Origin of the sequence: Paraburkholderia suaedae (assembly GCF_040812055.1) — a bacterium.
Lineage (GTDB): Bacteria > Pseudomonadota > Gammaproteobacteria > Burkholderiales > Burkholderiaceae > Paraburkholderia.
Genome location: NZ_JBFOAH010000024.1, coordinates 104,970 through 119,937 on the forward strand (window position 1 = coordinate 104,970; position 14,968 = coordinate 119,937).

At 60.8% G+C, this 14,968-nt stretch carries 12 protein-coding genes; 3 read left to right on the top strand and 9 right to left on the bottom strand.

The genetic code is table 11. The features are described from left to right. Positions 1 to 154: 154 nt before the first annotated feature. Positions 155 to 1,093: a LysR family transcriptional regulator gene (locus ABQJ48_RS27680; RefSeq protein WP_367841139.1), complete on the bottom strand. Its 939-nt coding sequence runs from the start codon at positions 1,091 to 1,093 to the stop codon at positions 155 to 157. A 121-nt stretch (positions 1,094 to 1,214) separates the two neighbouring features. On the opposite strand from ABQJ48_RS27680, the gene ABQJ48_RS27685 reads away from it, so the two are divergent. The 3 genes from ABQJ48_RS27685 to ABQJ48_RS27700 all read left to right on the top strand — a co-directional run bounded on the left by ABQJ48_RS27685 (position 1,215) and on the right by ABQJ48_RS27700 (position 4,611). Next, positions 1,215 to 2,453 carry a CaiB/BaiF CoA transferase family protein gene (locus tag ABQJ48_RS27685; protein ID WP_367841140.1) on the top strand — a complete coding sequence of 413 codons (1,239 nt, stop codon included), beginning with the start codon at positions 1,215 to 1,217 and terminating at the stop codon, positions 2,451 to 2,453. Between the two features lie 75 nt (positions 2,454 to 2,528). Further along, a complete protein-coding gene (locus ABQJ48_RS27690; RefSeq protein ID WP_367841141.1) occupies positions 2,529 to 3,869 on the top strand; it encodes an MFS transporter in 1,341 nt (446 codons plus the stop codon). Positions 3,870 to 4,080: 211 nt separating this feature from the next. Beyond that, positions 4,081 to 4,611, top strand: a complete 531-nt coding sequence (locus ABQJ48_RS27700; RefSeq protein ID WP_473094196.1) for an H-NS family nucleoid-associated regulatory protein — start codon at positions 4,081 to 4,083, stop codon at positions 4,609 to 4,611. A 70-nt stretch (positions 4,612 to 4,681) separates the two neighbouring features. On the opposite strand, the gene ABQJ48_RS27705 is transcribed toward ABQJ48_RS27700, so the two are convergent. The 8 genes from ABQJ48_RS27705 to ABQJ48_RS27740 all read right to left on the bottom strand — a co-directional run bounded on the left by ABQJ48_RS27705 (position 4,682) and on the right by ABQJ48_RS27740 (position 13,821). Then, positions 4,682 to 4,930: a hypothetical protein gene (locus tag ABQJ48_RS27705; RefSeq protein WP_367841142.1), complete on the bottom strand. Its 249-nt coding sequence runs from the start codon at positions 4,928 to 4,930 to the stop codon at positions 4,682 to 4,684. Positions 4,931 to 4,983: 53 nt separating this feature from the next. Beyond that, the gene (locus tag ABQJ48_RS27710; protein WP_367841143.1) at positions 4,984 to 5,295 is read right to left on the bottom strand and encodes a hypothetical protein; all 312 of its coding nucleotides are present in this window, start codon (positions 5,293 to 5,295) and stop codon (positions 4,984 to 4,986) included. Between the two features lie 505 nt (positions 5,296 to 5,800). Then, a complete protein-coding gene (locus ABQJ48_RS27715; protein WP_367841144.1) occupies positions 5,801 to 6,439 on the bottom strand; it encodes an SEL1-like repeat protein in 639 nt (212 codons plus the stop codon). A gap of 835 nt (positions 6,440 to 7,274) precedes the next feature. Further along, entirely contained in the window at positions 7,275 to 7,562 is a 288-nt protein-coding gene (locus ABQJ48_RS27720; RefSeq protein ID WP_473094197.1) for a DUF4148 domain-containing protein, read from the bottom strand. Positions 7,563 to 7,740: 178 nt separating this feature from the next. Then, complete coding sequence (locus tag ABQJ48_RS27725; protein ID WP_367841185.1) at positions 7,741 to 8,436, bottom strand: methyltransferase domain-containing protein; 696 nt, start codon at positions 8,434 to 8,436, stop codon at positions 7,741 to 7,743. A 24-nt stretch (positions 8,437 to 8,460) separates the two neighbouring features. After that, on the bottom strand, positions 8,461 to 8,739 hold the full coding sequence (locus tag ABQJ48_RS27730; RefSeq protein ID WP_367841145.1) for a tannase/feruloyl esterase family alpha/beta hydrolase: 279 nt from the start codon (positions 8,737 to 8,739) through the stop codon (positions 8,461 to 8,463). After that, complete coding sequence (locus ABQJ48_RS27735; RefSeq protein ID WP_367841146.1) at positions 8,675 to 11,074, bottom strand: two-partner secretion domain-containing protein; 2,400 nt, start codon at positions 11,072 to 11,074, stop codon at positions 8,675 to 8,677. The genes ABQJ48_RS27730 and ABQJ48_RS27735 overlap by 65 nt, the downstream gene beginning before the upstream one ends. 296 nt (positions 11,075 to 11,370) lie before the next feature. Beyond that, positions 11,371 to 13,821, bottom strand: a complete 2,451-nt coding sequence (locus ABQJ48_RS27740; protein ID WP_367841147.1) for a two-partner secretion domain-containing protein — start codon at positions 13,819 to 13,821, stop codon at positions 11,371 to 11,373. Between the last annotated feature and the right edge of the window lie 1,147 nt (positions 13,822 to 14,968).

Consider the following 14,968-nt stretch of genomic DNA (forward strand, 5'->3'; position numbering starts at 1 on the left):
CTTCCATTCAAAAGGGGAAAGAAACCGCGCTCTGGTCTCATCGGTCGCCACGTTCTCGCTAGTCGTTCGCCTTGTTTCTCGTCCCTTTCTGGCTGACCGGGCCCCAACGGCATCGTTCCGACGCAATTGCGGAAACAGGCAAGGACGACAGTAGTCAAGCGCCACGCACGCCGGACAGACTCCCCTCAGCCGTGAGTTCCTTCGCTAACTGGCGGATTACGCCCGCCACCTCGCCTGTAGCTCTGCTCATAGGGCGTTGTGTAGATACCGCCATCAGGATGGTGCGGTTAATTTCTGGCTGCTTTATCGGAGCGGCGATTAACGCGCCATTTCTGACTTCACGTTGCACGGCATAGAGTGGCAGTATTGTGTGCCGGTTTCCGAGGGCCACGAGTTCCTTTATCGTGGCTACGGAATCTATCTCGAGAACGACCTCGAGCGACACTTCTTGTGTCTTGGAGATATCGTCAAGAAGCACACGTAGGCCGTTCGGCACGCCGGGCAAAATCATTGGCAGTTTGGCAAGCAACATAAACGGTACAGTTTCGGTTTTCTGAGGTTGCTCCCCCGGTGCAGAAATCAGGTAAAGCCGGGTGGAAAAAAGCGGCTCGTCGCCGGCCGCCGGATTGCGCCGTTTCCCGTACAGCACACCGATGTCCACTCGACCGGTGACTAGCCACTCGTCAATGTGGTCGGTGAGCCCCTCGAGGACTCGCATCTGAATACCGGGCAATCTCTCGCTGATTCGTGATAGTAGGGGTGTGAGCAACGAGGTGCCCAAGGATGCGAGTACCGCAAGATTGACCTGCCCGGTAGGCGTGCCGCGAGCGGCCTCGATGTCTGCCGACAATTGCTCTGCTTCAAGCAGCAACGCCCGGACGCGCGGGAGAATGCGTTGGGCAAATTCTGTCGGTACCGCACCCCGGCCAGTACGGTGCAAGAGTCGAGCACCAAATTCGGTCTCAAGTTCCACCATCTGTCGACTCAGTGCGGATTGGGCAATCGACAACACCGCTGCGGCCTTAGAGAAGCTGCCCAATTCCGCCACATACACGAAGTGCGAAAGTCGCTGCAGGTCGAGCGTTTTTGCCATCAGATATCTCCAACCGTCATAACTGATTTGCGGGATATCTTAATTCAAGATTTTACACCGCGCTCTTATACTGGCTGCAGGGCGCGGCGCGTTGACTGTTAACAGTACATAAGGAGACAAGGTGCGAAACGATGAACGCTCTCTCGAGCAGGACGCAGCGCGGCCGTCTGGGCCGCTCGAAGGTCTGAAGATTCTCGATATCGCGACGGTCATCGCTGGTCCCCTCTCGGCCACTTTGCTGGCAGATATGGGGGCCGACGTACTGAAGGTGGAAATGCCGGAGAAGGGCGACCACATCCGGTATCTGCCGCCACACAAGGAGGGTATCCCCTTGTGGAGTAAGGTTGTCAACCGGAACAAGAAGGGTGTGACTCTCGACCTCCGACAGTCCGAGGGTGTAGCACTGTTCGAGCGGCTAGTCGCGTCCCAGGACGTGCTCATCGAGAACTTTCGCCCCGGTACGCTCGAGCGCTGGGGACTGTCCAGTGAACGACTCTTCGCCTTGAACCCGCATTTGATTGTGTTGCGCGTGACGGGCTTCGGGCAGACCGGTCCCTACAGCGGCAGGCCAGGTTTCGCGCGCATCTTCGAAGGCCTGTCCGGCTTTGTGAATCTCTGCGGTTCACCCGACGGCCCACCAATGTATCCGGGCTACCCGGTCTCCGATTCGCTGACTGGCGTTTTCGGGGCAATGGCCGTTGCAGCGGCGCTGCGTCATCGCGACAGTCTGCCTGGCCGGCCAGGCCAGGAAATCGACCTTTCCGCAACAGAAGCTATGTTCCGCGTGCTGGACTTTATGGCTATCGAATACGACCAGTTGGGGGTTGCTCGCCAACGCTCCGGCAACTTGAATTCGTATTCGGCGCCGAGCGACGTTTACCCGACACGCGACGGAAAATGGATTTCGCTGGCCGTTAGCGCGCCGACGGTGTTCGTAAGGTTCGCTCATGCGCTGGGGCACGCCGACTGGATGGAGGATGAGCGCTTTAATACCAATGTCGCACGCATCGCGAACCGGTCGGCGATTGAGGAGCAGGTCCGCGAGTGGTTTTCGTCTCGCACCGCTGCGGAAGCCGCCTCGACGCTGACCGCGCACGACGTATCGTTCAGCCCTATCTATGACATCAAGGACATTTTTGAGGACCCTCATTTCGCGGCGCGTGAAGCTATTGTTAGCGTCAGCGACCGGGATTTCGGGGCAGTAAGAATGCAAAACGTCGTGCCGCGGTTTTCACGCACTCCGGGTCATGTATGGCGTACCGGCCCAGCTCTTGGTGAACACAACAATGAGATTTACGAGGAATTGCTTGGAGTCGCAAGTGAGGAAATCGAGCGCTTGAAGAATCGGGGCGTCATCTGAAAGAGAACCGGCGCCTCGTAACACCCACTAGCACGGCAAACAGAACCGTCGGCACGAATATTAACAGGAGACAGCATGGAATCGGGCGCACTGGAAGTGGGTGAGCACAAACTCGAAGTCGAGTCTGACACAACGGCGGCGGTTTATCGCAAGATTGGGTGGCGACTGCTGCCGTTCATCTTCCTCATCTACATCATGAACCAGCTGGACCGCATCAACATCAGCTTTGCCAAGCTGCAGTTCATGCAGGACATCCATTTAAGTGAGGCGGCGTATGGGCTGGGCGCCGGGCTCTTTTTTATCGGCTATCTTCTTTTTGAGGTGCCCAGCAATCTGTACTTGCATAGCGCAGGCGCAAAATTGACGTTCCTGCGAATCATGGTCCTGTGGGGCGCGGTGTCAGCGGGGATGTGTCTGGTGCGAACGCCCATGGAACTCTATGTAGCCCGATTTCTTCTGGGCGCCGCAGAAGCCGGTTTTTTCCCGGGCGTCATCCTCTACCTGACCTACTGGTTCCCGGCGCGTCGACGCGCGCGAATCACGTCAGTCTTCGTAATGGCAATTTCGGCAGCCGGCATTGTCGGTGGTCCGCTTTCCGGGTTGATTATGCACACCTTTGCCGGGATTCTCGGGCTTAAAGGCTGGCAGTGGCTATTCATCGCGGAGGGTCTGCCAGTTATCGTCTTGGGTGTTGTCACATACTTCTTTCTCGACAATGGACCGGCGCAGGCGAAGTGGCTGTCTACCGACGAGAAAGCGATTGTCGTTCGTGAGTTGGAGGCAGAACAGCAATTGAAAGGAGGTCATACTCCGAAAGAGTTGACACGCGCCCTGAGTGACCCGAAAGTCTATGTCGCGGGTTTTGTCTATTTTTCGGTGCTTTGTGGGACGAACGCGATTGCGCTGTGGATGCCGTCGTTGATTAAGGCGCAGGGGCTTAGCAACGTTGTACAGATAGGATGGCTTTCCTGTATCCCGTACATTGCCGCATTGGCAGGAACGTACCTTTTTGGCCGCTCTTCCGACAGAATGATGGAGCGCCGCTGGCACACCGCGGCTGCGATTTCGCTGACTGCAATATGCTTTACATTGCTATCACTGGGGCATGGCCTACCGTATATCACAGTGGCATTGCTCGGTCTCGCGGCTGCGGGCATCTATGGTGCGGTGGTCACATTCTGGACCATTCCGCCTGCTTACTTGCAAGGCAGTGCAGCAGCAGGTGGCATTGCGCTCATCAGTAGTCTCGGAGCGTTGGGAGGGTTTTCAAGTCCCACAATCCTTGGTGCAGTGATGTCTCGAACCGGTAGCCTATATATTGGTTTTGTTGTACTCGGCGTGATACTGCTGGCAGGCGCAATGCTTGTAGTACTGGCAATACCTAAAACGATGTTGCGAGAGCCGGAGGCCTCCTGAACGCTACGGCGCTTTGAAGTCAGTATCGCGATTTCACTGCGTATTCCGAGCGATGCCCCTCTCTCTCGCGGCGTCCCGACTGTCCGGTCATCCGTTCGGCCGTCAGTCGAACCCGAGAGTGTGGGCGCTCCTGCCGGACGTGGAAGTCCGAGGAACCTTCAAAGCGACGTAAGCCGCTGTTCGCGTCAAAGCCGAAGTCGCGCCGAAGTACCTGCATCCGAAGACCGGAGCGACCTTGACCGGCCGCGGTCGCGCTCCGGCATGGATTGCTGAAGCCAAAGACCGGAATAAGTTCCTGATTGCAGGCGGCGCTGAAGCGACTGTCGCGGCGAGTGCAGGTGTTGCGAGCAAGGCAAAGGGTGCGGTCAAGACGGCGGCGCCGAAGACGGTTGGTGCGACTGGTGGCAAGGGGCAGCGGAAGGGTCCGCAGCCGGCGATGTACCGCGACCGAAAGAGTGGTGCGACTTGGAGCGGGCGGGGCCGGGCGCCGGCGTGGCTGGCTGGTGCCAAGGACCGCACAAGGTTCCTGATTGATGGAGCCAGCGCGGCGGCGGATGCGAAACCGGCGGTCACGAAGGCCGCTGCGAAGAAGGCCCCCACGGCGAAGAAAACTGCCGCCAAGAAGGCCGTGAGCGCAAAGGTGCCGGCTAAGAAGGCGCCGGCGAAAAAAGCGCCGCGCCAGAGCGTGGCCGTGCGCGCTCCGGTGGCCACAGTCGAGTCTGGCGCCGAGTTGACGACCTAAACGTGGTTGTCAGGTGCCCGGTGGACCAGCGATTTTCTGGTTCCACCGGGTACACCAAGCCGACGACGTTTTATTGCGCCTGTGCTACCTGACGTTGCGCGGCGTGCTGTTGAGCTTGCTGTTGGGCGTGCTGCTTCGCAAGGTGCCTGCCGACGATGCAGCCACCGACCGCACCAACGACAGCATGGTGCCCCGCGTAATGCCCAGCGCCCCCGCCTACGACCGCACCCTTGAGGCAGCCTGCGGCGTTTGCCGTGCCTGCCGTTGCGAAGGCCAGCGTCGTTGCAATCAAAGCGATTCTTATCGGGCTAGCTTTCATTCAAAGGTACTCCGAGTTTGGATTTCTCGGATGTGGCGCCTTCCGGAGTCGTTTCAATACTCGCGCCAGTCACGATGCTCGCGCCACTCGTGCTCACGCCATTCCTGGCGGCGCCATTCACGTTCACGCCACTCGCGACGTTCGCGCGATTCGCGGGCTCGCCAGTCGTCGTCACCGCCGTACGCGACGGCGACAGGTGCGGGGGCATACACGACCGGAGGTGCCGGCGCGTACACTGGCTCTGCCGGTGCATACACTGCTCCGGGGATGCCCAGTCCGATGGCGACGTCGACGTGCGCCGATGCTGCCGTTGATACCGCCAGAACCGCCAGACCAAGTGCTGCGCCAAGTATCTTCTTGTTCATCTTCGCTACTCCTCGCACATTGAGTGCAATGTCAGTGACTACGGCTCGGAGTGTAAGAAGCGATGTCGGACACATGTGAAACGGCGGTGCGAGATGGGTAACGCGGCATTACGCCCCGAAGTTTCGTTGCCCACAGGCGACGTTTTCGACTGCAGGGCCCGATGGCAGGCTGGCCTGTTGCCTTGGCCTGCAAGCAAAGGAAACAGTCGGAAGCTGAAGTCCGTGACAGTCCGTCGAGCTTCGCGCATGCAGGCGTCAAATCGTAGCCAGTCAAGGACCCACCAGTTGGTCCATGGCGCGTAACCAGTAAGCCGTCGCAAAGAACCCCGCGACAAAGACGACAGTAGTGAAGAAGCCACCGGCGAAGAAATTGGTCGGCGCCGAAAAGGTGCGCAGCAACGACGAATGTCGCGGCCGCGCCGGAAGCTGCGGCCGCTTAATCGACCGTGTAAGCGAGCACACAGAGCTCGCTTTTTGTTGCGGCGACACGCGCGATTGGAGTGGTTTACCTCGCGCGGGTCCGCAATGCGTCCAGACGGGCGGCGCATTTTGCGTGCGAACCACCACGCTTGTAGGCCTGTGCCGCCTTTGTGCTGTCCGGCACGACGTCGCCGGGAGCACTTCTTTCCCAGTGCCCTTCCCAGTACAAACCAAGGTTGTACGCGGCCGACCGGTGTCCAAGTTCCAGCGCCATGGCATACATGTCCTTGGCCATCTCGAGGTCGGCGTCCATACCGCGACCAAGCCGTGCACTGTCCGCGAGAGCTGCTGCCGCCATGCCGCGCAGCGGCTCGCTCGTCGTATCGTCCTTCAGCACGTCGCCCAGAATGACGTGCCCGGTCTCGTAGTCCGCTGGCCCACCTGTCTCGGTGACCAGAGACAGTGCAAGCGCGACCCGAAGAGAAGGGTGCCGGTGAGGGCCAACCCGTTCAATCAGACGCCGGCCGAGATAAGGTGCGCCCGACAACGGGCTTGTGAGCAGGCCATTCGCAATGGCCGCAATAGATTCAAGGGAAAGAAAGCCAACCTTGTTCGCCGACACAACGTGCCGGAAGAACTTCTCCACGTCGAGCGACGGGTCGCACTGGCTAAGTTGTGCCCACTCCCGTTCAATTTGGCCCAACCAGCTGGAATCTACAGACATCAGACTTCGCGTCCTGTGGTGAGCGATGAGGACGATGATACCTCACCGCTGCTGTCACCTGACGACCCACGCATGACGAGGCCAAATTCGTCGCAGCTCGAGTTGATGGCCTCCGTTACTGCGAATAGAGATGGACCACATTCACGGCGTCTCTAAATACGTCTCGGACAATGGACGTCAGGTGGTCGTGGTGGGTGAGAAACCGGAGCCTTCAGGCGAAGTTCCAGTTGGAACTCTGCGTCGGGGACAAGGGTGTTATTGCGGTGGATTTGATTGGTTGAGTGCATTCCGAAAGGAGGCCGCACCGGTTCTTGGTGCCTGTTGGCCGATGGTCCGCTGACTGCCTGTCGTATGCCAGTTGGCCGGACATAGTGTCCTGTGGCAGATGTGATGTCCGAGGGGCAGTGGCGAATCGTCAGAGGGGGCGGGTATGCGGGATGTCCCGGCGCACCGTCCCTCGGCCGCGCACGTGAACGACGTGAGCTCCGCCGGTCGTGCTGGACCGCCTGTGGTGTGTTTACACCGTGTGCCGAGTGTGCCAGACTGACGTTAGCCAGTTTGCTGAAACCCGTTGAAAATCAGCGGGTTAGAGGTGGGGCGTCGGAGCCATGTGGCGAATCCCCGTCTCTCCGCCAGGACATCAATTGAATACGGGCCGTTTGGCCCGTTTTCGTTTTTACCCGTAAAAGAACCCCCCAACGCTGACACGTCGGCCGGGGCAGCGAAACAGCACTGCGGGACTCACTTCAAGATCCAGAAGCGCGGCGATCTGCCGTGTGTTCGTTTCGCGCTTGCCGTTCAGAATCTCTCGCATCCCCCGGTGCGCGATGGATGCTCAACCCAGCCGTGTCTGCTGGCATTCTGTCCGATACCAGATATCGACCTGGCGCTGCGCGGCCTGGAGATCGTCCGGGTAGTAGGGGTCGAAGAACCAACCTGGATGGTAGCCCGCTTCTTCCAACGCCGCGAGTTCGCTCATATTCCGCTCGTGCGTGACCGGTGCCCTGTTTCTCATGTCGGTCAGGTCGCGGCATTGTGTGGCGGTGAGGTGCGTTCGCGTTCCGGCCTGCATGCCGCCGCCCGTCGAACATCCAGCGAGGCAGAGGACCAAGGCAGGTACCATCGGCCAGAGCTTGTTTGCGTTCTTCACTTTCCGCCTCCTTGCAATGAAGCCACGCTTGCCGAGCATGGTTCGTTCCCGAAACCGAGCGGCGGAGTGTCTGCAAAGGAATCCGTGCATTCACCGCGAACGGCGCGACGCACCGTGTGGAAAACATTCTGCCCCTGAATTAACGCGTTGGCTATGCTTCGAGTCTTCTGTGAAGTACTATTTTCCTGTGAATAATGGAAAGCCCCTTTTGATCCTCCGTTGCGTTTGACCTGTTTATAAAAACATCGCTGCCATAGACCAGTCCATTGGTTATATCGCGCTTGTGGTTCAATATCCTTGATGGAAACGCCGATACGTTTTTTTCGTCCTTAAGAAATACGGCAACAAAATCGTTCCACACATCCTTTGCTTGCAGGCTCGTGTAGGATTCCAAAAGAGCGGCGTTGATTGAGTTTCTCTTCGCCCATGAAACCAACGCCCTCCCGCTGTCCGGATAAAACCGCCAGCAGTCCACCGGGTGTCGATGGAACCATCCGTTTGATGGGACGTTCAGATAAAAAAGGCCTTTCGGCTTCAGAACCCGCATTATTTCGAGAAAGACTAGCCAGAACATCTCCGAGTGCTCGAAGCAGGAGCTCGACAGGACGATGTCAGCTGACTCGCTTTCAAACGGCAGCTCATATGGATCTTCCAGGACAACATCGACGTTTTTGCCTTCGACAAAGTCGACTCCGACGTATTCGAAGCTGGATGGAATAGTCCTTCTCAGCGTGCCGTTCACATCTTGCGAGCCTATCTCGATGATTTTTGCTTTTGATTGCGACGAAAAGGTACTTGCATATGCGTCAAAAAAGCTCTTGCAGTTGCTCATTGCGGTTGGGTGCATCACTACCTCTCGATTATCTGCGATCTATCGCGTGGGTCCCGGCAGGCGCGCGGTGTTGGTGACCACCTGATGCCTCGGCGCTCTGCCATGCTCGACCCAGTTCTGCAGCGTCACAAGAGAGTCCCACGACGCGTTGAACCTGGTGCCGACCGCGTGCCGCAACCGCGCAATCTCGTAGAAGCGCACGAACGACTCGCTGCTGCGGGCGGCTGCGCTGTTTGCAGCGCAGCCCCGCCAATCACCGCCCGGCCAGCCAGCGCAGCTGCGGTCCGAAATAACCGGCCGACCACGTGCCGTTCGCACTGAAATTCCACGTCGGCCCGAAGCTCGCCGGCTCGCGCAACTGTTCGTCCGTGAATCCGCTGGAACCGGTCACCGCCGTGCCGGAACCCACGCCCGCCGATGCCCCGGACGACTCGCTATTCCAGAACACGTTCGCGGCGATCCTGCCGCTATTGGAGCCCGCGATACCGCCTTCGGTCGAGTTCGCGCCGGGTGTGAGCCTCGACGCGGCGTAAGACTGGCGGATCGCGCCCGCATTGCTGCCGACGAGTCCGCCGATGGTCGCACCGCCGCTCAACACTTCGTCTGCATACGATCGGGTAATCGCGCCATGGTTGTTCCCGATCAGTCCACCCACGGTGCTTGGCGCACCGGCCGTTATTGAGCCGAGCGCAAATGAGCGATCGACCGAACCGTCGTTGCGGCCGACGAGGCCACCCAACTCGCCGGCGCCGTCGATATGCACACCGGCCCACGACTGCTCGATGCGTCCGAAGTTCTCGCCGACCAGCCCGCCGGCCATCGTCCCCGTGTTGCCAGTGTTGTCCGTGGACTGGATGGTGCCGGTTGCGCCGACATTCACCATGCGCCCATAGTTGATGCCGGCTAGCAAGCCGACTGGCCCTTGCGAGGATGTCGCAACGCCATCCGCCAGTGTGAAATTGCGCACGATGCCGCCTTTGCCGATCACGCCGAAGAGCCCGGTATTGGCCGCGCCGGAAATATGCAGATCCGCGGGAAGATGCCCCATGCCGTCGAACTGGCCAGTGAACGGATGCGTCGCGGTGCCGATGCCGCCGAAATCCGGCGCATCCGCGAATTCCAGTCCGTGATTGCCCAACGCGTAAATGCCGGCGAGGTTGTTGTTCACCGCGCGCAGATCATCTATGGAGTTGACGAGCTGATAAGCCGTGAACTGCGTGACCAGTCCGCTGAACGGAGCGGGGCGCCACGCCGGATTGGTGCGCACCATGCCGCGCGTATAGCTGCCGTTCATGTCGTAAAGGGCCACGACGGTGCCCATGCTTCGCGACCAGTCGATGGTGCCGCGATTGACCACGCTGCCACCGTGGTCGGCTCCGTATGAATCGGCGGAGAGCGTGAGGGAGGCCGTGCCCGTATTCGCGATGCTCGCGTGGGGTGCGATAGTCAGCGAGTGCGCCGCATCCAGCGTCAATGAAGCGCCGCCCACCCAGCGCACGCTGGAATCAACGGCGATGTCCCCCTTGCCGGCCGCCCCGAGCTTGCCGTCGGCGCCGTTCGCGTCCACGGTGATGGACGTGCCGCGGGTCAGGCTTGCGCCGAGCGTGTCGGCCGTGCGGTCATCGACGCGGAAGTCCCCGGTGCCGATGTTCCACTGTTTCGCCTGAACGTCCGCGCCGCTGACCTTGACGCTCTTGCCCGACATATCGACGATGCCGCCGCCACCGTCCGCGTTGCGTGCGCTGATCTGCGCCCCGCGCGCATCGACGTTGCCCGCGTTGGCGGCGACGGACTGGCCGCCGGGGTTCGCGACGAGCCACACATGGCCGTCGCGCGTCGCAGTGCCGGTGGCGCGCAACGCACCCGAGTGGCCGGCGAGCGCGAAGATATTGCCGTCGGCCGCCTGCACGTTGATTTGCGCTGCTTCCACTGTGCCCGAGTTGGTCACCGTGCCGCCGCTTCCCACCAGCACGGAGAGTTGCTGATACGTGCTGTCGAACAAAAGCACCTGACGACCTACGACGAGTTCGGCATTGCCAGCCGGCGCACTGATTGTCCCTTCGTTCGTGACCTTGCTGGCCGCAACGAGCAATACATCACCGCCCGACGAACTGATCTTGCCGAGATTGACGATATTCGCCGTGGAACTGCCCGTGTAGACCGTCCCACCGATCGCAGGCGGGTTGAGAAAGGCGTCGTTGGGGACGTCGAGTGTCGACGCCACGAAACGCCCACCCGTCGACACCACGCCGCTGCGCCCGACGAGCACGCCGTGCGGATTGATAAGGTAGACGCTGCCGGTGCCGTTCAAGGTGCCGAGGATCGCCGAGACATCGGTACCCGTCACGCGATTGAGTGTCGCACCTGCGCCATTGTTGATCGACACCGTGCGGCCCGATCCAATAGAAAAGCTGTTCCAGTCGATGATGCCGCGCGGGCTCGATTGGGTAATGCTCATGTTCGCGCCGTTCTGAGCGATGCTTCCCGAGCCGCCGACATACTGGCCGCCTTGTGGCAGGACTCCCGCCGCGTAACTCGAGTGTACGTAGAGGTGCAGCGCCACTGAAAGGCCCACAGCGAGCCACACATTTCGGACGGGCTGACGGCGACTGCCAGCGCGCTGTGCCCGCGCCCATGTCGTACCACGGCTCATGAGTCCCCCTTTCGCGCAAACGCATAATGGTCGGGCAGTGACACGCGCGGCAAGCCGGACCTTACCGCGTGCGCCCGCGTATGAAGATTAGCAGTCCGCGTTGCCGAGGCCTGTCTAAACCTAAGCGTTTTGCGCCAGTCTTCAGCGGTTTATGCGTCGTGGGTGCTGTCCGCCTTCGCCAGGTGATATCGAACGTACTAGCCGCCTCGCAGAAGCGGGCTCCGGCCGGCGCGGCGCGGTCAACTGCCTCCGCGCCGCGGCTTTCCGATCGCCACGGCGCGGCGTTCCGCTTGCGCTTACTGGCCGAGGTGCCAGCGCAAAAGCGGATGCGACGTGCCGGGCTGCATCAGCCACACACCAGTCGGGCTGAAGTCCCACGATGCGTCGAAGCTCGACGGCGTGCTCATTTGCGCGGTCGTCAAGCCGTTCGACGCGGGCAACTGGGCGCCGGAGCCGGCGCTCGAGGGTTGGTTCGTCGTCTGTGTATCCCAATAGACGTTCGTCGAGGTCGTCCCGTTGTCGACTGCTGCGATGCCGCCGTAAAGGGTGGTGGTGCCCGGAGGAGGACAGCAATAGCCTCTAACCGGCCCCGTCGCAAACGACTGGTCGATTACGCCGGTGTTGGCATAAACGAGGCCACCCGCGCTCAGGTCGCCAAACGCGGCAGCCATTGAATAGGACTGCGAAACTGTTCCGGAGTTGACGCTGACCAGGCCGCCCGGCGAGCCGAACACGCTCGCGTCGGCTTCTCCGGTTGCGAACGACTGAACGATCCTCCCGGTGTTGACGCCGACGAGCCCGCCCACGTCACCCGCATCGCCTACTCTAGCGCCGCTCCATGAGCGCTCGATGAGCCCGTCGTTCGTGCCCACGAGGCCGCCAATCGGAGCATTGCCGTAGTGGGGGGAGCTCCGGACCCCCGTCGTGTACGAGTAGGTGATCAAGCCCCGGTTACGGCCCGCGAGAATGCCGAACGTCGTAACAATGGGCTGATTGTCGATGATGTCCTCGTTCGGATCGTAGAGTGCGCTGTTCGTCATGCCGACATTGCGCACCACGCCGGTCATCCCGATCTCGCCGAACAGACCAAGCGGCCGGCTAGACCCCGACGAGTCAGTTCCATTCTGGCCGAAGCGGTCGATTACATGCCCCATGCCGTCGAACTGGCCCGTGAATGGGGCCGCCGCGCTGCCAAGCGAGACGAAGCGGAAGTCGGGCGGGCCGCCGCCGATCGCGCTGAAGGTCGGGCTCGCGTCGATATCCGTGCCGAGCGCGTAATTGCCTGCAAAATCGAGCGAAACGTTCTGCAGGTCGGTGATCGAATTGACGAGCTTGTAGCTCGTCAATTGCGTGACGAGACCGCTGTAGGGCGCCGCTGTCCATGCGCTGTTCGCGAGCATCGTCCCTGGGCTGTAGCTGCCGTTCATGTCGTAAAGAAGACTCACGATGCCGACGCTGTTAGACCAGTCCACGATGCCGTGGTTAGCGACGCTGCCCGCATTGTCGATGCTGGCCGCGTCCGCTCGCAACGCCAGATTGCCGCTACCGGTGTTTTTGAGTGTGGTAGCGGGCGCGATCGTCACGTCGTGAAAGGCCACCAGCGATAACGACGCCGGACCCTGCCAGTCAACATTGGCCGCAACGGTCATGTCACCGCTTGCGCCATTCGTGCCGGTCGCGGTGGCATCGACCGATGTGCCCGCGTTCAGGCTGCGCACGAAAGCGTTGGCTGTGGCGCGATCGACGGTGAAGTTGGGCGTCGAGATGTTCCAAAGCCCGGCCTGTACCGTTGCCTTGCTTTTCAACGTGAGCGTGTTGGCGATCGTATCCACGGTGCCGCCGTTGCCGTCCGCATTGCTCGCCGCGATGGTGCCGTCTTGCGTCACCTGACCGTTGCCGGCAACCAGCCAGACGTGGCCGTCGCGCATGGCGGTGCCGGTCGCGCGGATTCGCGAGCCCGCGCCGGCCAGCGCATAGATGTTGCCGTCGGCCGCTGCGAGATTGATTTGCGCGGCCTGGATATCACCGTGATCGACCACCGCGCCTCGACTGCCGATCTGCACGAACACCTGTCTGCTGTTCGACGATTCGTACAACAGCACCTGTTGCCCCGCGATGAATTCCGCCGTGCCGTTCGGTGCACTGACCGAGCCGGCATTGAGCACGACATCGTGGGCGATAAGGAAGACATCGCCGCCGCTCGAGCTGATCTTGCCAAGGTTCACCACCTTGCCGCTCGACGTGCCCGAAAGCGTGAGCGTCCCGCCATTCATAAAGACGCTATCCGGCAGGTCGAGTGTCGAAGCGACGAAGCGAGCGCCTGTGCGAATGACGCCGTTGCGACCGATCAGCACGCCTTGCGGGTTGATCAAATACACGCTACCCGTTGCGTTCAAACTGCCGAGAAGCGCCGAAGGCGAGCCGCCCGTCACGCGATTGAGCGTTGCGCCCGAACCGTTGTCGAACGTCACGCCATTGCCTTTGCCGATTGAAAAGCCGGTCCAGTCGATGACGCCGCGCGTCGAGTTGGGCTGTGTGACGGTGAGCGTATCGCCCTGACCATTGATGGTTCCCGCGCCGGCAACATAGTGCCCGCCTTGCGGCAAGAGGCCAGCGGCACGCGCCGCGTGCGTCAACGCGAAGCCAGCGAGCGAGATGACGATAAGAGGTGCGATGCGCGTGCAAGGCTGTCGGCGCGAAGGCGCGCGTTGTCCTTGTATCGGACCGCTTATGAATGAAGGTAACATATGCCCCCCTTCCGCGGAGGCCGGATGCCAACGGCCCGCGATCCTACCGGAGTCGCGTGAGCCCTCGCGCTAACCCCCAAACATAATCGTAGTTACTTTTTTGCGTGATGCCAGTACATCTGAAGACGTCGCTGAGACCGGACTTGCCCTCGGATTGCGTACTGCAGCGCCTGTGCGGGGTCATAAAAATTATCCAGCGCGTGGAAGCAGCGCCGCGTCGGGCAGCCTGGCCCTTCGATCACGAGATGGGCTGCGTGCAATGCACTCTTCACGGGTTCGGCTCGGGCCGTCAAACGGTAGCCCCGGTATTGGGCCTGACAACTGACGGAGCCGGAGCGTTCCCGGCTGAGCGTCGGCGTCTCATTCAGACGTTTGATTTGCGTTCTCATGGCTTCTCTATCCTTCGATGACGATCCCATCCCGCCGCCGTTAGGTCGCGCGGCTAAGGAGCGGCGCACAGGCAACGCAATGGACCTCGGCTTCGTTCGGCACGCGAGCGGACGCCCATCACGCGGGTCGCGCTGGAGTACCGTCGGTGGTCAACAGACAGGTCGTGAGCCCGGCTCTCGTTTGATTGGTTTTGGTTTATGCGAAGAGCCGGGCGGAAGAAAGTGCTGACTGATCCGCGCAGCTGGCGCGGCTCTGAGTGCGCTTGAAGGTGTCGGTTTTCCGATGCCCGCCGGTACGCGCCCCCACTCGTGCAGGAGTGCAGAACAAGAAGAGGCGAGAACGCGGGATGAAAAGCACGACGAGGACCTCGAGTCAGTGGCCGCCAGTAAAAGAATGCGGCAGTTGTCTCATCAAAGCGCATCTGCAAACCTTTGCAAGGCATCCGAGCGATCGCCGCGCGGCATGGAGCCCAAAGACATCTGCTGTTGCGCCCCACTACGGGATCGCCGTAAATCGCAGTGGGGCCACAGGCGGCGCGCCCCTGGAACGCGGGGTACGACGGCGCAGCCGTGGTGGCAGGCATGGACGACCGGACGACTCTGTTAGCTGCGCGTGGATGCGCGACCGCGTCACCGGCGGGCGGTGGGTCGATCTCGCCCATTGCGGCTTGCTCCCTGTGAGACGCGCCGAAAAACAAATGAATGCACAAGTTACTTCAATCGATCGCAGCGCATCGACGATTGATTCCTGGCCGCTT

Bases quoted from the DNA above. Each gene is read 5' to 3' on its own strand.
- ABQJ48_RS27680 (WP_367841139.1), bottom strand. From the start codon at position 1,093: ATGGCAAAAACGCTCGACCTGCAGCGACTTTCGCACTTCGTGTATGTG.
- ABQJ48_RS27690 (WP_367841141.1), top strand. From the start codon at position 2,529: ATGGAATCGGGCGCACTGGAAGTGGGTGAGCACAAACTCGAAGTCGAG.
- ABQJ48_RS27705 (WP_367841142.1), bottom strand. From the start codon at position 4,930: ATGAAAGCTAGCCCGATAAGAATCGCTTTGATTGCAACGACGCTGGCC.
- ABQJ48_RS27710 (WP_367841143.1), bottom strand. From the start codon at position 5,295: ATGAACAAGAAGATACTTGGCGCAGCACTTGGTCTGGCGGTTCTGGCG.
- ABQJ48_RS27715 (WP_367841144.1), bottom strand. From the start codon at position 6,439: ATGTCTGTAGATTCCAGCTGGTTGGGCCAAATTGAACGGGAGTGGGCA.
- ABQJ48_RS27720 (WP_473094197.1), bottom strand. From the start codon at position 7,562: ATGGTACCTGCCTTGGTCCTCTGCCTCGCTGGATGTTCGACGGGCGGC.
- ABQJ48_RS27725 (WP_367841185.1), bottom strand. From the start codon at position 8,436: ATGCACCCAACCGCAATGAGCAACTGCAAGAGCTTTTTTGACGCATAT.
- ABQJ48_RS27735 (WP_367841146.1), bottom strand. From the start codon at position 11,074: ATGAGCCGTGGTACGACATGGGCGCGGGCACAGCGCGCTGGCAGTCGC.
- ABQJ48_RS27740 (WP_367841147.1), bottom strand. From the start codon at position 13,821: ATGTTACCTTCATTCATAAGCGGTCCGATACAAGGACAACGCGCGCCT.